Source organism: uncultured Winogradskyella sp. (assembly GCF_947501905.1).
Lineage (GTDB): Bacteria > Bacteroidota > Bacteroidia > Flavobacteriales > Flavobacteriaceae > Winogradskyella.
In genome coordinates this window covers 58,736-81,493 of the sequence record NZ_CANMXL010000004.1, presented here as the reverse complement: position 1 = coordinate 81,493, position 22,758 = coordinate 58,736, and the positions used below count along the sequence as shown (strand labels likewise).

20 protein-coding genes and 3 tRNA genes are annotated in these 22,758 nt (G+C 32.4%); 11 read left to right on the top strand and 12 right to left on the bottom strand.

Going from position 1 to position 22,758, the window contains the following annotated elements; all coding sequences use genetic code 11:
- Window positions 1–116: 116 nt before the first annotated feature.
- Together Q0770_RS10220 and Q0770_RS10215 are read left to right on the top strand one after the other, a co-directional pair.
- Window positions 117–1,760, top strand: a complete 1,644-nt coding sequence (locus Q0770_RS10220; RefSeq protein WP_299116589.1) for an acyl-CoA carboxylase subunit beta — start codon at window positions 117–119, stop codon at window positions 1,758–1,760.
- A gap of 1 nt (window position 1,761) precedes the next feature.
- Window positions 1,762–3,048, top strand: coding sequence for a nitrate/nitrite transporter (locus Q0770_RS10215; RefSeq protein WP_299116588.1), 1,287 nt, complete (start codon window positions 1,762–1,764; stop codon window positions 3,046–3,048).
- Here the strand turns inward: Q0770_RS10215 and Q0770_RS10210 are convergent.
- From Q0770_RS10210 to Q0770_RS10185, 6 genes are all read right to left on the bottom strand, one after another.
- Entirely contained in the window at window positions 3,026–4,363 is a 1,338-nt protein-coding gene (locus Q0770_RS10210) for a M24 family metallopeptidase (protein WP_299116587.1), read from the bottom strand. The genes Q0770_RS10215 and Q0770_RS10210 overlap by 23 nt on opposite strands.
- Before the next feature lie 96 nt (window positions 4,364–4,459).
- Entirely contained in the window at window positions 4,460–4,633 is a 174-nt protein-coding gene (locus Q0770_RS10205; RefSeq protein ID WP_299116586.1) for a hypothetical protein, read from the bottom strand.
- 105 nt (window positions 4,634–4,738) lie between these two features.
- Window positions 4,739–5,599, bottom strand: a complete 861-nt coding sequence (locus tag Q0770_RS10200; RefSeq protein WP_299116585.1) for an N-acetylglucosamine kinase — start codon at window positions 5,597–5,599, stop codon at window positions 4,739–4,741.
- Window positions 5,600–5,680: 81 nt separating this feature from the next.
- The gene (gene gap / locus Q0770_RS10195; protein ID WP_299116584.1) at window positions 5,681–6,682 is read right to left on the bottom strand and encodes a type I glyceraldehyde-3-phosphate dehydrogenase; all 1,002 of its coding nucleotides are present in this window, start codon (window positions 6,680–6,682) and stop codon (window positions 5,681–5,683) included.
- Between the two features lie 24 nt (window positions 6,683–6,706).
- Complete coding sequence (gene pfkA / locus Q0770_RS10190) at window positions 6,707–7,693, bottom strand: 6-phosphofructokinase (protein WP_299116583.1); 987 nt, start codon at window positions 7,691–7,693, stop codon at window positions 6,707–6,709.
- Between the two features lie 146 nt (window positions 7,694–7,839).
- Window positions 7,840–12,213: a translocation/assembly module TamB domain-containing protein gene (locus Q0770_RS10185; protein WP_299116582.1), complete on the bottom strand. Its 4,374-nt coding sequence runs from the start codon at window positions 12,211–12,213 to the stop codon at window positions 7,840–7,842.
- 183 nt (window positions 12,214–12,396) lie between these two features.
- Between Q0770_RS10185 and tsaD the strand changes: the two genes are divergently transcribed.
- The 4 genes from tsaD to Q0770_RS10165 are packed head-to-tail and all read left to right on the top strand — an operon-like array spanning window position 12,397 to window position 15,249.
- Window positions 12,397–13,419 (top strand): tRNA (adenosine(37)-N6)-threonylcarbamoyltransferase complex transferase subunit TsaD, encoded by a 1,023-nt coding sequence (gene tsaD, locus Q0770_RS10180; protein ID WP_299116581.1) that lies wholly within the window; start codon window positions 12,397–12,399, stop codon window positions 13,417–13,419.
- Window positions 13,420–13,423: 4 nt separating this feature from the next.
- Window positions 13,424–13,888 carry a cbb3-type cytochrome c oxidase subunit I gene (locus tag Q0770_RS10175; RefSeq protein WP_299116580.1) on the top strand — a complete coding sequence of 155 codons (465 nt, stop codon included), beginning with the start codon at window positions 13,424–13,426 and terminating at the stop codon, window positions 13,886–13,888.
- 18 nt (window positions 13,889–13,906) lie between these two features.
- Window positions 13,907–14,536: a peptidylprolyl isomerase gene (locus Q0770_RS10170; RefSeq protein ID WP_299116579.1), complete on the top strand. Its 630-nt coding sequence runs from the start codon at window positions 13,907–13,909 to the stop codon at window positions 14,534–14,536.
- On the top strand, window positions 14,536–15,249 hold the full coding sequence (locus Q0770_RS10165) for a 16S rRNA (uracil(1498)-N(3))-methyltransferase (RefSeq protein ID WP_299116578.1): 714 nt from the start codon (window positions 14,536–14,538) through the stop codon (window positions 15,247–15,249). The genes Q0770_RS10170 and Q0770_RS10165 overlap by 1 nt, the downstream gene beginning before the upstream one ends.
- Here the strand turns inward: Q0770_RS10165 and Q0770_RS10160 are convergent.
- On the bottom strand, window positions 15,244–15,975 hold the full coding sequence (locus tag Q0770_RS10160) for a thioredoxin family protein (RefSeq protein WP_299116577.1): 732 nt from the start codon (window positions 15,973–15,975) through the stop codon (window positions 15,244–15,246). The genes Q0770_RS10165 and Q0770_RS10160 overlap by 6 nt on opposite strands.
- A 77-nt stretch (window positions 15,976–16,052) precedes the next feature.
- Between Q0770_RS10160 and Q0770_RS10155 the strand changes: the two genes are divergently transcribed.
- From Q0770_RS10155 to Q0770_RS10140, 4 genes are all read left to right on the top strand, one after another.
- Window positions 16,053–16,673 (top strand): DUF4159 domain-containing protein, encoded by a 621-nt coding sequence (locus tag Q0770_RS10155; RefSeq protein ID WP_370454717.1) that lies wholly within the window; start codon window positions 16,053–16,055, stop codon window positions 16,671–16,673.
- 200 nt (window positions 16,674–16,873) lie between these two features.
- Window positions 16,874–17,386, top strand: coding sequence for a TrmH family RNA methyltransferase (locus Q0770_RS10150; RefSeq protein WP_299116576.1), 513 nt, complete (start codon window positions 16,874–16,876; stop codon window positions 17,384–17,386).
- A 55-nt stretch (window positions 17,387–17,441) separates the two neighbouring features.
- A complete protein-coding gene (locus Q0770_RS10145) occupies window positions 17,442–18,530 on the top strand; it encodes an AI-2E family transporter (protein WP_299116575.1) in 1,089 nt (362 codons plus the stop codon).
- A 6-nt stretch (window positions 18,531–18,536) separates the two neighbouring features.
- Window positions 18,537–19,709, top strand: coding sequence for a class I SAM-dependent methyltransferase (locus tag Q0770_RS10140; RefSeq protein ID WP_299116574.1), 1,173 nt, complete (start codon window positions 18,537–18,539; stop codon window positions 19,707–19,709).
- A 58-nt stretch (window positions 19,710–19,767) separates the two neighbouring features.
- Here the strand turns inward: Q0770_RS10140 and Q0770_RS10135 are convergent, their stop codons facing one another.
- The 5 genes from Q0770_RS10135 to Q0770_RS10115 all read right to left on the bottom strand — a co-directional run bounded on the left by Q0770_RS10135 (window position 19,768) and on the right by Q0770_RS10115 (window position 21,805).
- Window positions 19,768–20,547 (bottom strand): hypothetical protein, encoded by a 780-nt coding sequence (locus Q0770_RS10135; protein ID WP_299116573.1) that lies wholly within the window; start codon window positions 20,545–20,547, stop codon window positions 19,768–19,770.
- Between the two features lie 212 nt (window positions 20,548–20,759).
- Window positions 20,760–20,833 (bottom strand) — tRNA-Arg (locus Q0770_RS10130).
- A gap of 15 nt (window positions 20,834–20,848) precedes the next feature.
- Window positions 20,849–20,923: transfer RNA gene (locus tag Q0770_RS10125), tRNA-Pro, on the bottom strand.
- Window positions 20,924–20,946: 23 nt separating this feature from the next.
- Window positions 20,947–21,030: transfer RNA gene (locus Q0770_RS10120), tRNA-Ser, on the bottom strand.
- A 121-nt stretch (window positions 21,031–21,151) separates the two neighbouring features.
- Window positions 21,152–21,805, bottom strand: coding sequence for a rhomboid family intramembrane serine protease (locus Q0770_RS10115; protein ID WP_299116572.1), 654 nt, complete (start codon window positions 21,803–21,805; stop codon window positions 21,152–21,154).
- A 56-nt stretch (window positions 21,806–21,861) separates the two neighbouring features.
- Between Q0770_RS10115 and Q0770_RS10110 the strand changes: the two genes are divergently transcribed.
- Window positions 21,862–22,752, top strand: a complete 891-nt coding sequence (locus tag Q0770_RS10110) for a lysophospholipid acyltransferase family protein (RefSeq protein WP_299116571.1) — start codon at window positions 21,862–21,864, stop codon at window positions 22,750–22,752.
- Window positions 22,753–22,758 lie beyond the last annotated feature (6 nt).

The window sequence follows — 22,758 nt, the reverse complement described above, 5'->3', positions numbered from 1 at the left end:
TATTTATATTCCAAGGAATATATTTCCATGTAATTAATATTTAACATTTCATTTGGAACTTTCAATAAAACAAAAGCATATTCTTTTGTAAATTCGCTTCAAACTTGAAAAGCACGATGGATATAAAATTCAATAAAAACGAAGACCATAATAAACTTCTAGTATCTGAACTTAAAAAGCGTTATGCGAGAGTAAAACTTGGCGGTGGGCAAAAGAGTATTGATAAACATCATAGTAAAGGAAAACTCACTGCTAGAGAGCGTATAAATTATCTTTTAGATACAAAAAAAGAATCTATTGAGATTGGTGCATTTGCTGGTGAAGATATGTATCCTGAATATGGCGGATGTCCTTCTGGTGGCGTTGTGGTTAAGATTGGTTATATAAAAGGCAAGCAATGTATTGTTGTTGCAAATGATGCTACAGTAAAAGCAGGCGCATGGTTCCCAATCACCGGAAAAAAGAATTTACGTGCTCAAGAAATTGCTATAGAAAATAGGTTGCCAATTATATATTTAGTTGATAGCGCTGGTGTATTTTTACCTATGCAGGATGAAATATTCCCTGATAAAGAACATTTTGGTCGCATTTTCAGAAACAATGCTGTAATGAGCAGTATGGGTATTACCCAAATTGCTGCTGTTATGGGGAGTTGTGTTGCAGGAGGAGCTTATTTACCTATTATGAGTGATGAAGCACTTATTGTGGATAAAACTGGAAGTATCTTCTTAGCAGGAAGTTATCTTGTAAAAGCTGCTATTGGTGAAACTATTGATAACGAAACCCTTGGCGGTGCCACAACGCATTGCGAAATCTCTGGTGTTACTGATTATAAAGCCAAAGATGACAAAGATGCACTTGACAAAATTAAGAATATCGTTGATAAAATAGGTAGTTTTGATAAAGCTGGTTTTAATAGAATTGATTCAAAAAAACCAAAAGAAAATCAAGAAGACATTTATGGTGTTTTGCCTAAAAGTCGTTCTGACCAATATGATATGAACGACATTATTAGGCGCTTGGTTGATAATTCAGAATTTGAAGAATATAAAGCAGGATATGGACAAACAATTATTACAGGATACGCACGTATTGACGGTTGGGCTGTTGGTATCGTTGCTAATCAGCGTCAGATTGTAAAAACAAAAGGTGCAAAAACTAAACCTGCCGAAATGCAATTTGGAGGCGTTATCTATAATGATTCGGCAGATAAAGCTACCCGTTTTATTGCTAATTGTAATCAGAAGAAAATTCCATTAGTATTCTTGCAAGATGTCACTGGTTTTATGGTTGGTAGTAAATCTGAACATGGGGGTATCATAAAAGATGGCGCCAAAATGGTGAACGCTGTTAGTAACTCTGTTGTGCCAAAATTCACAATTGTTATAGGGAACAGTTATGGTGCAGGAAACTATGCCATGTGTGGCAAAGCCTACGACCCAAATCTTATCGTTGCATGGCCAAGTGCAGAGCTTGCAGTAATGAGTGGTAAATCTGCTGCGCAAGTTTTGCTTCAAATTGAGAAAGCTTCATTAAAAAAGAAAGGTGAAACTATTACAAAAGAAAAAGAAGAAGAGTTATTTAATAAAATAAAGTCGAGATACGACAATCAAGTATCGCCATACTATGCAGCAGCTCGACTATGGACAGATGGCATAATAGATCCATTAGATACAAGGACGTGGATAAGCATGGGAATTGAAGCCGCAAATCATGCTCCTATCGAAAAACCTTTTAACTTAGGGGTTTTACAAGTATAGTATGAAAACCAACTCATCTCAAAAACAGCCTCTGTATGTTATCATCTTATTGATACTAGCTGCAGAGGCTGTTTTTATTTTGCCATTTGTTCTGCAGCGTATTTTTAGAACTACTTTTTTAGAATCGTTTTCAATTTCTCAAACTGAATTAGGTAGTTGTTTTTCGGCTTATGGTATTGTCGCATTATTTTCTTATTTATTTGGCGGACCATTAGCAGATAGATTTAAACCTAACCAATTAATGTCTGTGGCTCTTGTTCTAACAGGGTTGGGTGGTTTATACTTAGCTACTTACCCTAATCTTTTTAAGCTCCATGTTTTATATGGATTTTGGGGGTTTACAACAATCTTCTTGTTTTGGGCGCCAATGATAAAAGCTACTCGTATTTGGGGCGGCAAAAATAAACAGGGTATTGCTTTTGGGTTTCTTGATGGTGGTCGTGGCTTAGTAGCTGCACTTTTTGGCTCTGTAGGTGTTCTGATTTTTTCATTATTTATTACAAAAGATATTGAATTGACTACGATTGAAGAACGCCAAATAGCTTTTAAAGAAGTAATTACGTACACATCATATGCAGTCATTGTAGTTGGTATTATTGTTTACTTCTTATTAAAATTAAATATTGAGAATTCTGAAAAGACAGAACAAAATGCGAAACTCATTACTATTGAGAATTTTAAAATAGTTATGAAATACAAAGCCGTCTGGCTATTGATGATTATTATTCTATGCGCATACTATGGTTATAAGATGACAGATCTTTTTAGTCAATATGCGGAACAAGTAATGAATTATAACAAAATTGAAGCTGCTAAAGTTGGTACATACCTACTTTATTTACGACCTGTAATTGGAGTGACTATTGGTTTACTTGCAGATAGAACTAGAGCCTCATTATGGATTATTATTGGATTCTTATTAATGACCATAACGAGTTTAATTTTTTATCTAGGTATTATTGATGATTCTAAAACGCTTTTATTTACGCTTTCGATAGGAACTATGGCATTGGGGGTTTACTCAGCTAGAGTTTTATATTTTGCAACACTTGAAGAAGCTAAAATTCCATTAGCTGTTACTGGAACCGCTGTTGGCTTTATATCTATAGTAGGTTATACTCCAGATATTTTTGCAGGTTTACTAATGGGTTACTTCTTAGATGCCAACAAAGGCGCTATTGGCTTACAACATGCTTTTGGTATTATGGCACTTTTTACATTTGTTGGTTTAATAGCATCATATCTATTTTATAAACATTCAAAATCTAATTCCCCTGATGGTCTTTAACTCTAGGAATCGTTAATAGTTTTGTTTGCCGACCATTGACATATCTAAATCCATTTTCGTCCCAAAAACCAGCCTCTTCAAGCATAATACGAATGTCTCGCTTCCACTCAGGAATAGTAACAGTTGTATTTAATTCTATAGCATAAACCGTGTTTTCTTGCAGCGGATAATCGCCATTTACAGGAACACCTTCTTGCGAATCCCACATGCCTAGTGTTGTACCCGAGGAATGCCCATAAGTACCTAACGGATGTGTATATATGGCAGGTCTTAGACCTTCAGCTTTTCCTTCACTTAAAGATTCTGCTAATATAGCATTACCTGTTTTTCCCGTTTTAAAATTATCCGTAAAAATATCTTGAACTCTATTTCCGTCCTTTAATGCCTCTTGTAAGAATTTAGGAGCTGCTTTTTCGTTTGGTTTCAAAACATAAGCTAATTCTTGACAATCTGTATTTAATCGCAAATAGGTAATTCCAAAATCACAATGCAATAAATCTCCTGGTAAAATAACCATATCTTCAGGACGGTTAGAAAATGCATACAAATGATTCCCTAATTTTTCCGCAGTACGTTGCACATCTACGGTTGGATGAAACCAAGTCTCTAAACCTAATGCTGTTACTTTATCTCGCATCCACCACTCTACGTCTGTGGTTGTTGTAATTCCTGGGGTAATAATTTTTTCAGAAAAAGCTTCTGCAATAATATCGTGAGTGATATCTACCAATTGGTTATAGATTACCATTTCTAATTCTGTTCGTGTTTCTATCCAACTTATAGCCAATTTTTCAGCTGATTTTATTTTAGGTTTATAATTATCAGGCAAATTACTCATGAAGGCCTCATAATCTGTTTTTACAATACCATCACAGATATTAAAATTATTCGAGTAATTCAATCCAATAGTTTTGGGCTTTCGCTCTCCAATAATTTGCATCAAACGCTTCCATTGATTTGGCTCTTTATCTTTATCCCAAGCTGAAATTATATTTTCTCCAAAATTATAGCGTGTCACAGCTAATTTTTCGATAGTATTCTTTTCTTTGTTTCTGTAGAAAACTAAAATTGTTCTTCGTCTGGCATTTAACCATGTTGCTGGCAACATTGTCTTTAAAACTGGGTCTTCGTTATACTCTCTAGAAATCAATATCCACATATCAAAACCAGTATCATCCATTAATTGAGGCAATAGATTATTAAACCTGTCTTTTAGAATATTATCTACAACTTCAGCACGGGCTCTTTCAGGAAGAATCTGTTGAGCATTAATATTTATTGTGATTAATAAAAGTAAAGCAGAAAGAAATCTCATAGTAACAATTTAGATTACTAAATTACCGAAATAATAGGCATAAAAAAAGAGCTCCCATAGGAACTCTTAGCTATATATTATAAGTTTTTGGTGAAACTATGCTTCACGTTTAGCTTTTCTTTCTGCCATTATTTCTTTGAAACGCTCAATAGATGAACCAAACACCCAGTAAGGAATTACAAATGTTAATAAGAATATCATTAACCAAAATCCTATAGTAAGAATGGTTAAGAACGCTAAAAATCCTAAATACTGGTCAAATTCGAACATAATTGGGTTGTCTTTTATTTTAAGATACCGCAAAGATAAAACCAAAATATGTGTTTTACAATAGCAATATCAAGAATTATTAACAGAATATTAAAAGAAATACAATTATAAGTTTTTTATGTGGTAATCAACCAAGCCATCTATAGGCCGTCTTACAAAATTACCTACAGTATATCCATACTCTTTTGCAACTTCAATAATTTCATCCTTAGCAAAAAAGGCTATTGAACCAGCAAAATGTACTGGAGCAGTTTTAATCTCTTCTTTAAATTGAAGAATCATATTTTCTGAAAATACACGAATACCATTTTTTATAATATTTACAATGTATTCAGAATCTTTATTTAAAAACATAAACTCCGCAAAACTTGCTAAATAAGCACTTGGGTTTGCTTGTTTATATAAATTATACTTTATAAAATCTGCCTCTAGATTATGTTTATGTTCAAATGCTAGTCTTATAGTATCTGGCATCTTATTGAAGTAATAATCACGAATGAGTTGTTTACCATAATAGTTACCGCTAGCATCATCCATAAGCATATAACCCAAACTATCAATTTTTTGGTGTAATTGTCTGCCATCAAAATAACTACAGTTAGAACCTGTACCCAAAATACATACGATTGCCGCTTCATCTACTGAGTTTATAGAAGCTCTTACAGCTGCATAAGTATCTTCTCTAACTTCTACTAATGCATTTGGAAAATTAATTTCTAAGACACCTTTGAGCAGATGTCTTGGTTTTTCGGTACCACAACCTGCACCATAAAAGAAAATATGTGTGACCTCTGAAGCAATTTTCATCAAAGCCTTTTTCTTTTTAATAGTTTTATTAAGCTTTTTTTCTTCAATTATGGCAGGATTCAAACCTTTAGTTCTAATTTTTTCTGCTGCTTGATTACCATTACTATCTATTGCAATCCAGTCGCATTTAGTAGAGCCGCCATCGGTAATTAAAATCATAACTTATATTTTAAAAACAAAATTCCGTAGGTTAAGAAAATACGAATCCTACGGAATCTTATGTGAAGTATTCTTAAGGTTTTATAGTGAATTTACTTTTTGAGCTAAATCAACTAATTTATTAGAATAACCAAATTCATTATCATACCAAGATACTAACTTAAAGAATGTTGGGTTTAATTCTATTGAAGCTTCAGCATCAAAAACGCTTGTTTTTACTTCGCTAACAAAATCTTGAGACACTACTGCATCTTCTGTATATCCCATAACACCATCCATTGCACCACTAGAAGCTACTTTTATAGCAGCTTTTATAGCGTCAATAGATGTCGCATTTTTTGTCTTAACAGTTAAGTCTACTACAGATACATCTGCTGTTGGGACTCTAAATGCCATACCCGTAAGTTTACCATCTAATTCTGGAATAACTTTACCTACTGCCTTTGCTGCTCCTGTAGATGTTGGTATAATATTATTAATGGCACTACGTCCTAATCTGTAATTTTTACGTGATGGTGCATCAACAGTAAACTGTGTAGAAGTTGCCGCATGAATCGTTGTCATTAATGCTTCTTCAATACCAAAATTATCTTCAATAACTTTAGCTAAAGGCGCTAAACAATTTGTGGTACAAGATGCATTTGACACGATATTATGGTCAGATGTTAGTTTATCATCATTAACACCCATAACAAACATAGGTGCATCTTTACTTGGTGCAGAAATAACAACTTTCTTTGCACCACCTTCAATATGGTAATTTGCGGTATCCATAGTTGTGAAAATACCTGTACATTCTGCGACTACTTCAGCTCCAGCTTCGTCCCATTTTAAATTTTTTGGATCACGTTCAGCAGTAACTCTAATCGTTTTTCCGTCTACAACTAGATGACCATCTTTTACTTCGACAGTACCATCAAAACGTCCATGAACAGAGTCGTATTTTAATAAGTATGCTAAGTGATTAACGTCTAATAAATCGTTAATTGCAACGACATCAACATCTGCACGCTTTACTGTTGCTCTGAATACGATTCTTCCAATTCTTCCGAAGCCGTTAATTCCTAATTTTAAATTTGCCATTTTCTATCTTGTTTGTTTATTGTATTAAATTGTCATTATATCTGAAACTCTAATAAGTTCCATGTTAATTTTTGATTTTCCTTTTACAGCTTGATCAAATGGTGTTAAGTCCATAACATCATTTTTAAGACCAACCATATAGTTACTTTTACCATCGAGCAGACTCTCAACCGCCTTTACTCCCATTCTACTTGCTAAAACTCTATCAAAGCATGATGGACCTCCACCACGTTGCATATGGCCTAAAACGGATACTCTAACCTCATATTCCACCATATTTTCTTCAACATAATCAGCAAGTTCAAAAACATTCTTACCAATTTTATCACCTTCTGCAACTACAACGATACTTGATGATTTACCAGATTGCTTACTTCGTCGTAATGACTCTAATAACCTGTCTAAACCTAAATCCTCTTCAGGAATTAAAATTTCTTCGGCACCAGCACCAACACCAACATTAAGAGCTATATGACCTACATCACGTCCCATAACTTCAATAAAGAATAATCGGTTATGAGAACTCGCCGTATCTCTAATCTTATCGATAGCTTCGACTGCAGTATTTAATGCTGTATCATAGCCCAAAGTATGTGTGGTTCCAAAAATATCGTTATCTATGGTTCCTGGGATTCCCATTACTGGAAAACCATATTCTTGGTTAAACACCATTGCTCCAGTAAAACTACCGTCACCCCCAACAACTACAAAAGCATTAATTTCAGCTTTTTTAAGTTGCTCATGTGCCTTAGCTCTACCCTCTTTAGTTCTAAATTCTTTAGAGCGAGCAGACTTTAAGATTGTACCTCCTTTATTAATTATGCCTTTAACACTACGCGCGTCCATCTTAACAAAATCGCCTTCAATCATGCCTTCATAACCTCTATAAATCCCATAACATTCTATGTCATGAAAAGCGCATGTTCTAACAACAGAACGAATGGCTGCATTCATTCCTGGAGAGTCCCCTCCAGACGTCATTACGCCTATTTTTTTTATTGTATTGAGCATTTACATTTTTTATTTACAGTAAAATTAGGAAACTAAACACACAATGTTATGACTAAAATCATAAAAAAAAGATGCTGAAAGCATCTCAAACGTTATAGTTAATAATTATTTTAGTCTTTTACTGGTTATATGATAATTTAAGGGTCTTAATTTTGCTTTTTCTTCACTGACATGAAGTCTGGCATTACATCTTCCTCACTCTTTTTAGGGTCGTCTTTTACTTTGTTTTTATCTTTTTTATCCTTCCCTGAAAAGATTTTTTGTAAGAGTTCTTTAAAAGTGTCAAACTCTACATTATATGTTAGACCCAAACCTTGTGTGAACCCAATTTGGTCTCCAAAATTTTGAATAGTATTTTCTCTATTAAAAACTGTTGCTCTTAACGTACCATCATCATTTAATAGCCAATCTATCTGTACATCACCAGCTATAGTTGTTTGAGTAGTGCTACCAAAAGGCACCCCTACTTTACCATTTACAATAACCTTGTCTGAAAGCTTAGTCTGAAGTGTTACGGCAACCCGACTTTGAGTTTCAAAATTTGGGTTATTCTGTGCTAAGTCTAAATCTACGCCAACTTTAAAATTATCATTGCTCTCACCAAAAATACTACCTATTATGCCATTAAGACGTTCTGAAATGGTACCAGATATATTTAAATCTGCCAGACCACTTGCAAAGCCTCCAGTTGCTAACAGGTATAGTGCTTGATTATCTCTATCTTCTTTTGAAGACAATCGATAGTCTAACTCAGATTTAATCGTAGAACCGACATTTGGAAAATCGAATGTAAAATCTGGTATTGGTCGCTCTAATGGTCCTGTTAAGTTAATCTCTAGATTAACTGGGATTGAACGATTTATTGGCGCATCTAATAAAACTGATGGGTTAGTCGTTGTCGAATACAAAGCTTTTAAATTAATTTGAGCTCCTAAAGGCTCTCCTGACCACACAATATTTCCACCTGGTTCTACAGTAAACTTCTTTTCTGCAAGACCACGATACTTAAAATTATAAATGCCTTCAAAAATTGAGAAGTCACCATACATCTCAAACTTTCCGTTGGTATTAATAAAAATACCTAAAATACCTTCTCCTCTACCTTTAATAGTACTACCAGAGTCTTTATCGATAACTATTTCAATTTCAGCATTAGGTTTTACATCCAAATTAAATTCAAGATTTAAACCTTTTATTTCGGTTTGAGTACTTATCTCTCCTTTTGCTCGTTTAAGCTTTTCATCTGGGCTAAGAAACTTTATATATGAGTTATCTCCAAAGCTCTCCGCATCATTCAATGGAATATTAAATACTGTGCCGTCTTCTGTCCTTCCTTCAACAGCAATGGTAAGGTTATCTGTATAACCTTTTATATCTGCTTTACCAGAAACAAATCCTGTCCCGTAATATAGCTCATCTTCAGATTCTTCAGTGTCTAAAACCAATAACCTATCAGTGGTTAAATCCAGACCTAATTGCCAATCACTAAAATTGTTATGCTCTATAAACCCATTTAAAAAACCAGTAGAAAAATATCTAGAATCTGTAAGTGCTACATTATTAAAAACAAATTGTTGTTGTCTTAATGTCACTCGTGAATCAAAGTCGAAACTATAATCGACATTAAGATAAGGTATACCAAGACCTGCCTTGTCTAATAATAGTTCTCCATCAATACTAGGTTTTTTTAAGCTTCCGCTAACTTTTGCATTTCCAGAGACTAGACCCCTTATGTTACTAATCACACCTTCTCCCAATGGGTTAAGCGGATCAATTAAGAAATCTTCGAAAGCCACATTAACATTAATATTTGGATTTCTTTTATTAACATCTACAAAGCCTGTGGCATCTAATGTTTTTACATTTGTGTTTTGTAGCTCAACATCAATACCGTATTTAGTTAAAGAATTATCACCCTCAATAATAGCTTTTAGATTGCCTAAGTTATACTGATTGACATTAAATTGTTCTATTTCTATATCTGATTTTGGAAGGTAAATACCATCATTTTGCAATAATGCTAGCTTTCCATTTACACGACCTGCTAATGCTAAACTATCTATTCTTGGTGTAATTTTAACAAGTTGTACATTTTTAAAGTCTAGATTTAAATCTTTATAAGTAGAGTCTCTTAATACACCTGCTAGCAATATCTCTTCATCGCCTTGATTAACTCTAATATCATCTATCTTAAAATTATTAAAATCACTGTCAAACGTTATTTTATTAAGATTGTCTTTGTTAGAATTTACAAACCAATCGAAGCCTTTGAATTTAAGTTCTGATTTTTGAAAACCTACTACAGATTTATTTTCATCTGAAATCGTATAAAAAAGATTCATATCATAATCATCAGCATTATTCTCTCCGCCTTTAAACTCAGATTTTATAAAAAGAGTGTCACGTTTTGTAACATTAATCAGACTGAAATCTGAAACATTATAAATATCAGAATCTAATTTTTTAACTTCTAAGAATGTGTTATAAACAGGATTACTATTATCGACTTCTAGACTAACGTCAGTAGCTATATAATCTTTGAATGATATTCTAGGTGAGTTAAATTCAAGTTCAAAACCTTTTTCATCAGTCTCAACACGACCTTTAACTCTAGTATTTGGGCCTATATTGAGGTTTTTATCAAACACAGCAGCGATTTGATTGTAAATCTTAAAATTGAAATCTAAATACTGCCCTTCTGAAATATCATGCGGCTTATAATTGGTGTAAATACTACCTAGTGCATTTTCGGAAAGCTTAACAATCTCTTCAATATTAAATTTTCCTTTTACTTGGCCATTAATTATATCTGGTGAGTTAACTGCAATAGTTCTGATATCTTCATTAAAGGATGAGACAATATCAAAATCCTTGAAGCTATAATTTTTGTCTTGATTTATATACGTAGTGTTTTTTACGTTTATTTTTCCACGGAGATTGTCATAAGTAGAACCTGTGACAGCCATATCTACAAAACCTCGAAACTCTGAAACACTATCTCTAGTAACAAAATTTAAAGCTCTAAGATTGGCATAAGTTACATTCGCTTTAAAGTCAAATTTCCTTATCTCTTCGGACATATCCGCAAGACCATTAAAGTCCAAGATAATATTAGGGTCTTTGGTATTAAGCTTACCATTAAAAATGTTCTTTCCGACATCTCCAGATACGTCAATACCTGAGTATCTGTAGTTATTGTAATCTAAGTAAGAAACATTTCCCTTAATGTTAGTTTCAATATCTTCTAAAGCAAAATTCTTTCCTTCTACATCAAGATTTAATGATGTATCACCAACAAGTGGGTCGTTAAGCATACTACCAATATCAAAATCTTCGAGAATAATATTCCCCACATAATTAGCATTATCGATATCATCTATATTAGTTAATTTCAAATTAGACTTCACAAAGCCTAGTTCTGTAGTAATGTCTAAATCAGCATCAATAACTTCGTTTGTAATTACTGATGTTCCTGTTAATCTAAAGTTACCAACCTTAGTAAACACAGTAGGAATAGATTTTCCAAGCACATTAGGAAGCAATGCTGTTAAGTCTCGATAATTTGAAGACAGGTTTCTGTAACGTCCTTCTAATACAAAGTTATCTTCGGCACTATTAAACAAGTTCTTTAGCTTTATATCCCCAATTATTTTGGTATTTCTCGTAGTGCTAATATTCAGATTCTTGGCATATAAATCGTTTAATGTACCTGATAAGTCAACACTAAGACTGGCTTTCTGATTGGTGCCAAATTCATTATAAAAAGCATTTAGCTCACTCAATTGAACATGAGAATCTTTGAAATTAGCAGACACTTTTACTTTATCTGTGAACTCTTTAAAATCTTTTCTGTCATAATCAAAACGAAGATTTCCTATTAAGTTTGACGAGTTTGTTTTTATGTCTAATTGCTCAAAACTCATATGGTCGAGCGTATATTCAAAATTAGCCATGAGGTTTTCTACTCTAACATCACGAGCATCTAAAAAACTAAGTTTATTAATTCGTGTTCTTACTTCAGGTCCATTAATTAAAAAGTCTGTCGTATTTGCATTAAGCTCAGTAAATTCTATAATTTCTGGAGTCTCCTTATTCTCATCAATTAACCTAAAAACACCATCATAAATAGAAATATCACTAGATGACAACAAAAAACTACTTGGCCCTTGTCGAGGATTGTCATCCTCAAAACGCTCAACAAAAATATCTAAATTGGTATCAGTATCGTCTTTATATGTTTTAAGATTAAATACCAAATCTTCAATATCTATATCACCAAAAGTTAGTTTGCCATTATATAGATTATTAACACTGATAATTGATGTATTCAATTCGCTAATAGCAAAAAGCGTATCTAACTTATAGTCTTTTATTAAAATCTCTTTGAGTTCTACATCGCCATTGAACTGAAGCCCAACTTTACCAATGTTGATATTTGTTTTGTAATCTTCGTTTATACGTTTGGTAGCATACTTACCAAGTTTAGTCTGTACAGCAGGAATAGAAAGAATTAATACCAAAATAATAAAAAGCAGCACTATGATTGCTGCAATTTTCCCTATTATTTTTAAGACTCTTTTGATAGTTTCTCTTCTTAATTGATGTGTGTAAAACCTTTATATTTGCACTTGATTATACGATTTTGTTTAAGGTTTTGGACTATGTATTTCAAAATTAACAATTATTGTGCCTAATCATAATTAATGAGCAAAGAAAATATATACATTCTCGGAATAGAATCTTCTTGTGATGACACATCAGCTGCTGTACTTTGTAACGCCAAAATTTTAAGCAATGTTGTGGCTAGCCAAAAGATTCATGCAGAATATGGTGGTGTTGTACCAGAATTAGCTTCAAGAGCGCATCAATCTAACATCGTTCCTGTAGTTGACCAAGCCCTAAAACAAGCTAATATTACTAAAGATCTGCTGCATGCTATTGCCTTTACTCGTGGTCCAGGTTTAATGGGTTCTTTGTTAGTAGGTACTTCTTTTGCAAAGTCACTAGCTTATGGCTTAGATATTCCTCTGATTGATGTTAATCATATGCAAGGTCATATTCTAGCACATTTTATAGAGGAAGATGGTTACAGCAAACCGCCTTTTCCGTTTTTGGCAATGACTATTTCTGGTGGGCATACGCAAATTGTAAAAGTCAACAGTTATTTTGATATGAACGTTATTGGCGAAACTATCGATGATGCTGTTGGTGAAGCTTATGACAAAAGCGGAAAGATTCTTGGGCTTGGATATCCGGCTGGGCCACAAATTGATAAGTTAGCGCAAACTGGAAACCCAAAAGCATATCAATTTACCAAACCCAAAGTGGATGGCTTAAACTTTAGTTTTTCGGGGCTTAAAACAGGAATCCTATACTTTGCACAAAGAGAGACAAAAAACAATCCTGAGTTTGTAAAAGAGAACTTAGCTGATATCTGTGCCTCCATACAATACACAATTATTGGGATTCTTATGGATAAACTAAAGTCGGCTGTAAAGCAAACTGGTATTACACATATTGCTATCGGTGGTGGCGTTTCAGCTAATTCAGGTATTCGCGGCGCACTTAAAAATGCAGAGCAAAAACATGGGTGGACAACATATATTCCTAAATTTGAATACACAACTGATAACGCTGCAATGATTGCTATTGTTGGCTATTTAAAGTATTTGGAAAAGGATTTCTCGGATTTTAATGTGATGGCTACTGCTAGATTGAAGATTTAATATCATGAAAGTTTTAACAAAAAAACCACATTTTTATTTTTTCATAACATCAATATTCATTCTTACTTGTGGTTATTATAATTATATAAAATTAAGTGATTCAGCATTAGATATAAATGTTCACGACACCTATTTTGTAATTGCACATTTTCATTCTGTAATTGTTCTTTTTAGTTTTTATGGGCTAATAGGTATTATATACTTTGTATTTAAAGTTTTAAAAATACAGCTTAAGACATTGCTTACAACAATACATACTACTGTAACTGTAAGTGTAGTTTATATTTATCTCATAATCAATTATTTTTTATCAGATAGTATTGAAAAAGAACTCATTCATGGTAATATACAGAGTCAAAACAATTTAATTCTGTTTTTAAGTATTTGTGTTTTTGCTGCACAAATTCTATTTATATTTAACCTAATAATTGGTTCAATAAAACATTTCAGAAAGAGAAATGAAATTTGAATTAGACCTAAACTAAACATGAAATACTACTTTACCTTATTAATATTTGTTCCTTTTTTATGCTTTTCTCAAACAAAGCTTGAAGCTTCCATTGATAGTATTTCTACAAAAGAAGAAGCAAAAATTTTCTTGAAATCGCATAAAAATGAAACAAAAGGAAAACTTATAACTTTCAATAAAGAAAAGCATAAAACTAAGTTAGCAACAGAACTTTTTGAATTATCTAAAGGAGGAAAGAAAGTTATTAAATCTGAAAATGGAAAAACCATATACAAGCTCATTGATAAAAAAAATGCTTCCCATTACAAAGCAAGCATCATGTTGTTTGATAGTAAAAAAACTACTATTGCCGAAATAAATTCTTTGCGTTCATTTATATTAAAAGGCATACAAAATAAAGAACATAAATTCGAAAACCTAGCTCGTGTCTATTCTGCTCATCCAACTGCAAAAACTGGAGGTGACTTAGGCTGGATAAAGAAAGGGACATTCTCTAAACGTTTTGAAAAAGCTATTGCTGATAAACGTGTTGGGCAGGTTTTTAGTTTTGATGAGCACCGTGAGAAAAAACACTATGTTATTATGAAAACTCAAGAGAATCAGGATATTGAAGAAATCATTGTTCTAAAAATTACTGAGCTTAAATAATGCAACTTTTTTTTAATCCTAACATATCCGATAGTGATGATATCTTTACTTTTGACAAAGATGAAAGTCGACATATAGCAAAAGTACTACGCAAAAAAATTGGAGACACATTACACATTACAAATGGAAAAGGCTGGCTGTTTACTTCAGAATTAATTGTTGCTGACCAAAAGCAATGCTCAGCTAAAATCATTTCAAAAAAACTGCATAAAAAAAGAGATTACAAGCTTCATGTTGTTGTAGCACCAACAAAAATGAATGACCGTTTTGAATGGTTTTTAGAAAAAGCAACAGAGATTGGTATCGATAGCATCACTCCTATTTTATGTGACCATAGTGAGAGAAAGGTTATAAAAACAGAACGATTTGAAAAGATTATACAATCTGCAATGAAACAATCTCTTCAATTTTATTTACCAGAATTACATCCTTTAATTTCTTTTAAAGAGTTTATAAAGCAAGATACATCTGGACAGCGTTTTATTGCCCATTGTGAAGAAACCGAGCGTAAATCTTTAAAATCTGAGATTAAAACCAATTCTGATATCACTATCTTAATTGGACCTGAAGGCGATTTTAGCACAAAAGAAATTGAAACTGCAATAGCTGTCGGTTTTGTACCAGTAATCTTGGGGGAAACACGTTTACGTACAGAAACCGCAGCTATTGTGGCTTGCCATTCAGTGGCTTATGCCAATGAACAATTATTATAGTTTTGTTTGTGTTGCAGCATTAATATCTAACTCATCATTTTCTAAAATAAGTACCAACGATAAATTGTCTTTGTCTTCAACTATTTCAGGGATAATTATTGAGCCTTTACCTAAAGTTTTTTCAATTTTAAATTTTTGCTCGACTACAACAATATTACTATTGACCAGTTCTCTATTTCTATTCTCACCACGTTTTACAGACGTTTTTCTTTCGTCAATTACTAGCACGACTCTAAGGTTGCCATTTGATTGCAAACCATCAATCTTATAATCAAAACTGACAATAGCGTCCTCTTTCTTTACCTCTGATAAACTTATATTACTCTTAGACTTTTGTTTAGAATATTGGGCAATCTTTTGCTTTAGTTTTTGCTTATTAGAGCCCACAAAATGCTCTCTTCCGTTTACTACCAACTGAGGTGTATATATTGTACTGCTATAAAACTTAGAGCCATATTTACGTTGCTTATTTGTAAATTCCTCTTTACTAAAAGGGTCTTTCCATCCTATATAATTCCAATAATCTACATGATATGACAATGCAATAACATTATCTGATTTCACTTGCTTTAATAACTCATCTGCTGGCGGACAACTAGAACATCCTTGAGAAGTAAAAAGTTCTAAAACAATTGGATTTTCCTTAAAAATAGTTTCCTTTTCTGATTGAAATGTGGTGCCTAATAAAAACGGAATTATAAATAATGTTAAGACTGTAGATTTCATAAACATTCTTTTTTAAATTTGAACATATGAGATTTAGTACGCTTAAAAATAAAATGCTTACGCTTTCTGTAACTATTATGATAGGTTTAACAGTAGGTGTTGTTAACGCACAAGATGTTGCTGTATTAAAATATAGTGGCGGTGGCGATTGGTATAGTAATCCAACCGCTTTGCCAAATTTGGTGAAATTCTGCAATGATAACATTTCAACAAATATTAATGAGACAATAGTTAATGTAGAAGTTGGTAGTATTGATATTTTTCAATATCCATTTTTACACATGACTGGGCATGGCAATGTCTTTTTTAGTGAAGACGATGCCGAAAACCTTAGGAAATATTTAATGTCTGGTGGTTTTCTTCATATTGATGATAATTATGGGATGGAACCATACATTACAAAAGAGTTAAAAAAAGTGTTCCCTAATAAAGAGTTATTAGAAATTCCTAAAACACATCCTATTTTTAATTCGGCATATAGCTTCCCAAATGGTTTACCAAAAGTCCATGAACATGATGGCAAAGCCCCGCAAGCCTTAGGTGTTTTTCATGAAGAGAGATTATTATTGCTTTTTACTTTTGAAAGTGATTTGGGCGATGGCTGGGAAGACCAAGAGGTACACAATGACCCTGAAGATGTAAGACAAAAAGCACTAAAAATGGGCGCTAATATTATGAAGTATGTTTTTATAAATTAGTATTTGAATGAGAGAAATTGTCGAATTATTATATTCACTTCTTACTCCTCTTTTTGATTTCAACACACTAGATAAAACAAAAATGCAAAAAGTTAAAGATGCTTTTGTAGGATTAATAATTTTCTTTTTATGCATTAGCATTTTGATAATTGGTCTTATTTTGATAAACAAATGATAATTTAAATTTCTAACGTCTAAAATTGCAACTCAACCACTACAATTCAGCATTTAAAAAACAAAAATTTTCTATCACTTTAATTTGTGATGGTGTTACTAATGCACCAAATATTGGAAGTTTACTAAGAATTTCGGATGCATTAGGAGTTGAAGAACTTATTTTTTGTGGTGATAACGTTCAGCTTGGTAAACGGATAAAAAAAACATCGCGGTCTACAGAAAAATATGTGTCTCATAGAATTGAAACAGACATTCTTACAGTTGTTTCAGACTTAAAAAGAAAAAAATATTTTATCATAGCATTAGAAATTACTGATACTAGCATAAGATTAAATGACTATGAACTAATCACAAATCAACCCGTTGCATTAATTATTGGTAATGAAAATTTTGGTATTTCTGAAGAGGTTTTAAAACTTACTGATGCAATAGTGCATATAAATATGTTTGGTGAAAATACAAGCATGAATGTTGTACAAGCTACTTCTATTACATTATATGAACTAATAAAACAGATTCAAAAAATCGATGATTAAGCAAAGTCATTTGCCTTGCTGAAATTATTTCAGCATCTTTGAATAAAACCAACCAATGAATTCAAAAACTATAGCAAACGGTATTTTAAGAGCAATCGGTATTTTAATTGCTGTTGCTCTTGTTTTATACTTCTTATACCAGATACAATCAGTAATTGTATATATAGCTGTAGCGGCCGTTATATCACTTATAGGAAGACCTTTAGTTCTTTTTTTAAGACGGAAACTAAAGTTCAATAACACTATAGCTGTAGTCGTTACAATGATTTTATTTATTGGTTTATTATCAGGCTTAGTTGGTTTATTTATTCCTCTAATTGCAGAACAAGGACAGAATTTAGCTTTATTAAATATTGATGAATTGCAAGGCAATGTGCAGGATTTGTACAACCAGGTGGTTACTTATTTTGAATTTAATAATATTGATGTAGAACAATCCATTAAAGATTCTGGTCTATTCTCAAAAATTGATTTTGCGCTTATTCCAGATTATCTGAATAAGATTGTAAGTGGGCTTGGAAGCTTCAGTATAGGACTGTTTTCTGTTTTATTTATAATGTTTTTCTTTTTAAAAGACAGTAAATTATTTGAAGACGGTATAATGACATTTGTTCCTAACGGGAATGAAATGCGAACAAAGCGTTCTTTCAATAAAATAAAGGACTTATTATCACGGTATTTTGTAGGCTTACTTCTTCAGATATTAATTCTATTTGTAGTCTATACCATCGTACTTCTCATTTTTGGTATTGATAACGCCGTAGTTATTGCTTTTTTATGTGCATTGCTGAATCTAATCCCTTATGTTGGTCCTTTAGTTAGTTGCTTCTTGATGATTTTACTAAGTATGTCCAGTAATTTAGGGCAAAGCTTTAGCGAAGTCATATTGCCTAAAACCACCTATGTTATGATAGGCTTTGTAATTGCACAATTGATAGATAATTTTTTAAGTCAACCTATTATTTTTTCAAAAAGTGTAAAATCACATCCGTTAGAAATTTTCTTGGTTATTATCATAGCTGGAATTTTATTTGGAATAGTTGGTATGATAATCGCTGTGCCAACATACACAGCCATAAAGGTGATTCTAAAAGAGTTTTTATCGGAATATAAAGTGGTCAAAAAACTCACAAAAGACTTGTAATATCTTTTGAATTCTTCAATTTTAAATACTGACGTCCAAGATTACATCAATAATAATCTTAATGAGGATATTTCAAGATTACTTTTAAAAGGAATTTCTTTTCCAAATGTTGAAGCAAAATCTATAATAGAGCAAATTGAAGCTAAAAAGCGTTGTGAAAAAAAACTACCAACATGGTATAATGCTCTAGGAATATATTTTCCAAATAAGTTAAATATAGAGCAAACATCATCCGAAAAAGCTGCAGCATATAAGTCTAATTTGGTAAAAGGTGAATCACTTATTGATTTAACTGGCGGTTTTGGGATTGACAGTTATTACTTTTCAAAAAGAATAAATAATATCACGCATTGTGAAATTAACCGTAACCTATCTGAGATTGTAAAACACAATTATAATATACTAAGCGTTAAAAACATTACTTGTCTTAATGAAAGTGGAATTGATGCTTTAAAACGTATTGATAAGCCTTATGATTGGATATATATTGACCCTTCAAGACGTGATGATGCAAAAAACAAAGTATTTCTACTTTCAGACTGTACGCCTAATGTAAAGACATTTCAAAGTTTGTTTTTAAAGTATGCCAAAAATGTAATGATAAAAACATCGCCGTTATTGGATATTTCAGCAACGCTTAATCAATTAAATAATATGAAGACAATTCATATAGTGGCTATAAATAACGAGGTTAAAGAGTTGCTTTGGATTTTAGAAAAAGATTATGCAGGGTCAGTAGAAATAAAAACGGTAAATATTCAAAAAAATAATACGCAAGTTTTTGATTTCAAATATGAGGACGAACCAAACGTAAATGTAAGCTATAATTCCCCTCTTGATTATTTATATGAGCCCAACGCTTCTGTTTTAAAAGCTGGCGCGTTTAATTCGGTTTGTAATTTAAGTGTCCACAAGCTCCATAAGCACTCACATTTATATACTTCAAAAGAGCTTATGGATTTTCCGGGAAGGCAATTTAAAATTGAAAAAATAGTACCATTTAATAAAAGGGTGTTTTCCAAAGAAAAAATTACAAAAGCGAATGTTACCACACGTAATTTCCCTTTATCTGTAGGAGATATAAGAAAAAAACTTAAAATAAAGGACGGTGGAAATGTATACTTATTCTTCACTACCAATATAGATGAAGAGAAAGTAATTTTGGTTTGTATTAAATAAAAAACCTGTCAAACTTAATTAGTAGCTTGACAGGCTTATATTTTAATGTTGCATCTATTTATTTGTTATCTAAAATTGCTACATCATAATTCATATTCTTATTTTTTGACTCTAAAGCATAAATATAATCGCTTAGCTCCATTAAATTATCTTTCTTCTTTAAGTTAATTTTATTCTTCTTAATAAAGGTTTCTATATCCTTAGCTAAAGTTGGGAAGTTTTTTACGATGTCCTTTTTACGCTTATCGAGTTTAATTAATTGCTGGTTATAATTTCTGTAAAAATAGCTAGTTGTTTCTATATATTTTGCTGGAGAATCAGAGCCATAACTATTACTTGATCTTTTTGCAGCAACATATTTATAATCAGTCTTTTGAAAAAGATTTCCGTTGTTCTGATTACTAAAGTAAGCTAAACTTACACCTCCAGATTTATTTGTGTATGGCAGTATCTGATATACATTTTTGGAGTCGGGAAAATCAATAACTAAATCATTTACTTTTTTTAAATACATAATATTATTGTTACTGTCTTTTACTTCAATCTCATTGATATATGGATTGAAACGTGCCAAGTACGTTATAGATTCTCCACCACTAATAGAAATTTTTGCGCTTTGAAATGCTACATTACTTAACTTACTTCTAGACATATCTACATTGTCTCTCTGCGCTGCAGCTGCAGCACGAAAGTAATTATTACCATCATTTAATTGGGGACCTTGTATTATACCTGAAGGAATTTCACAACCGGTATGAACTTGCCCAAAACTATCATAATCCTGTCCGTAACTCAATAAACAAAAAGAAAAAGCCAAAAACGTAAATACATACTTCATAATTTCAAAAATTTTAAGATTCACATAAATATACAATGAATTCATTCACAACTTACAGATAAATAGGTATTTAACATAAAAAATAAATAATTCTGCAAATATTTAACAATACTTATCATATTATTAAAAAAAGGATTTAATTTTAATCATTCGTTAATTAAAATTAAGGCAATAAAACAAAAAACCCTTACTATTACTAGTAAGGGTTAATGTGAGCCCGATAGGATTCGAACCTATGACCGCCTCCTTAGAAGGGAGGTGCTCTATCCAGCTGAGCTACGAGCCCGTAACTCTAAATTTGTCGGGGTGGCAGGATTCGAACCTGCGGCCTCCACGTCCCAAACGTGGCGCGATAACCGGGCTACGCTACACCCCGAAACAGTTATCATTTTAATACTGCGGAGAGACCGGGATTCGAACCCGGGCAACACTTACGCGTTGACAGATTAGCAATCTGCTCCATTACCACTCTGGCACCTCTCCAATACAATAAATTAAGAACGTTCCTTAAAATTGCGGATGCAAATGTAACTTTTAGTATTAAAGAACGCAACAATTTTTTTGAGTTTTTTATAATAAATTTTAACTTATTGATTACATGAATTTAAGAGAGTTTACCTGTCTTATACATTACAAACAAAATAACAATAGGTACAGCTAAAAGTGCTACATAAGTTAAATTAGTTTCCAGTAAAGAAGGCTTAAGTAATAATGTAATAAAATAACCACCAATGGCGCCTCCAAAATGAGCATCATGACCAATATTTCCAATTCTTTTCTTCATTCCGTAGATGGAATATAACAAATAACCAATCCCAAATACATATCCTGGAATGGGCACTGGGACAAAAAACATATATAAACTCATATCTGGGTCCAAAAGTATTGCAGAGTAAAGTATTCCTGTAACGGCACCACTTGCACCTATGGCGCTGTACCAATATTCTTCCTTATGAAAATACAGTGACAGTAAGCTCCCAAAGAGTAAACTTGCAATGTAAATAATCACAAAATTGAAATTTCCTAATGGCTGGATTACTGCTTCAGCAAAAAAATACAATGTGAACATATTAAACATCAAATGCATCGTATCTGCATGCAAAAAACCTGATGTAAACATGCGTTCATGCTCATTTCGCCTTATACTTCCCACATTAAACTTATAACGCTCAAAAAAAGAACGATCCTCTAAGCCTTTAAGTGAGGTGATTACGTTAGCTGCAATGATTATAATAGTGACTAAACTTAAATTGAGCATATATGTTCCTGTTAAACTTCAAATATAAATATATTTGCACTTTAAAACTGAAATAAATGCAACTACTCGCTTACATCTTATTATATCCTGTACTATGGCTAATTTCAATTTTGCCATTTCGATTGCTTTATGGACTATCAGATGTAGTGCATTTCTTTATGTACAGAATTTTTAAATACAGAAAGAAAGTAGTGAAGTCTAATTTAAGACTTGTTTTTCCAGAAAAATCGGCACAAGAGATTGAAGATATTTGTTCTAAGTTTTACCACCACTTATGTGATATGATTTTAGAAGCTATAAAATCTATGACCATTTCTGAAGCCTCGATGAAAAAACGCTACAAGTTTACCAATCTAGAGTTGATTCATGATTTAGAGGCAAAAAAGAAAAGTATTATGCTTATGTGTGCTCATTATGGCAGTTGGGAGTGGATTTTTATCCTTCAGACACACATAAATCATAAAGGTTATGCCGTGTATAAAAGACTTGCCAATAAATATTTTGATAAATTGGTAAAACGAATTAGGGCAAAATACAACTCGCATCTTATTACTACTAAAGAGACATATGGCATTCTTGGTGAGTCTCAAAAAAAGGGTGAACTTACTATAAATGGTTTTGTATCAGACCAATCTCCGAAAGCGCACAAAGCATTACATTGGAATGAATTTATGGGAGTAAAAGTACCAATGTATGTAGGTGCAGAAACTATTGCTAAAAAATTTGATATGGCTGTTGTGTTTTTTAGTGTAAAACGCATTAAACGTGGTTATTATCAAACCACTTTTGAGACTATAACTGAAACGCCAAACGAGTTTAAAGATTTTAAAATTACAGATAATTTCTTCAAGCTTGTTGAAAAGCAAATTCACGAAGCGCCACAATATTATTTATGGACACACAAACGCTGGAAACATAGAGATAAAGTTCCAGCAGAGTTTCAATAGATGAGT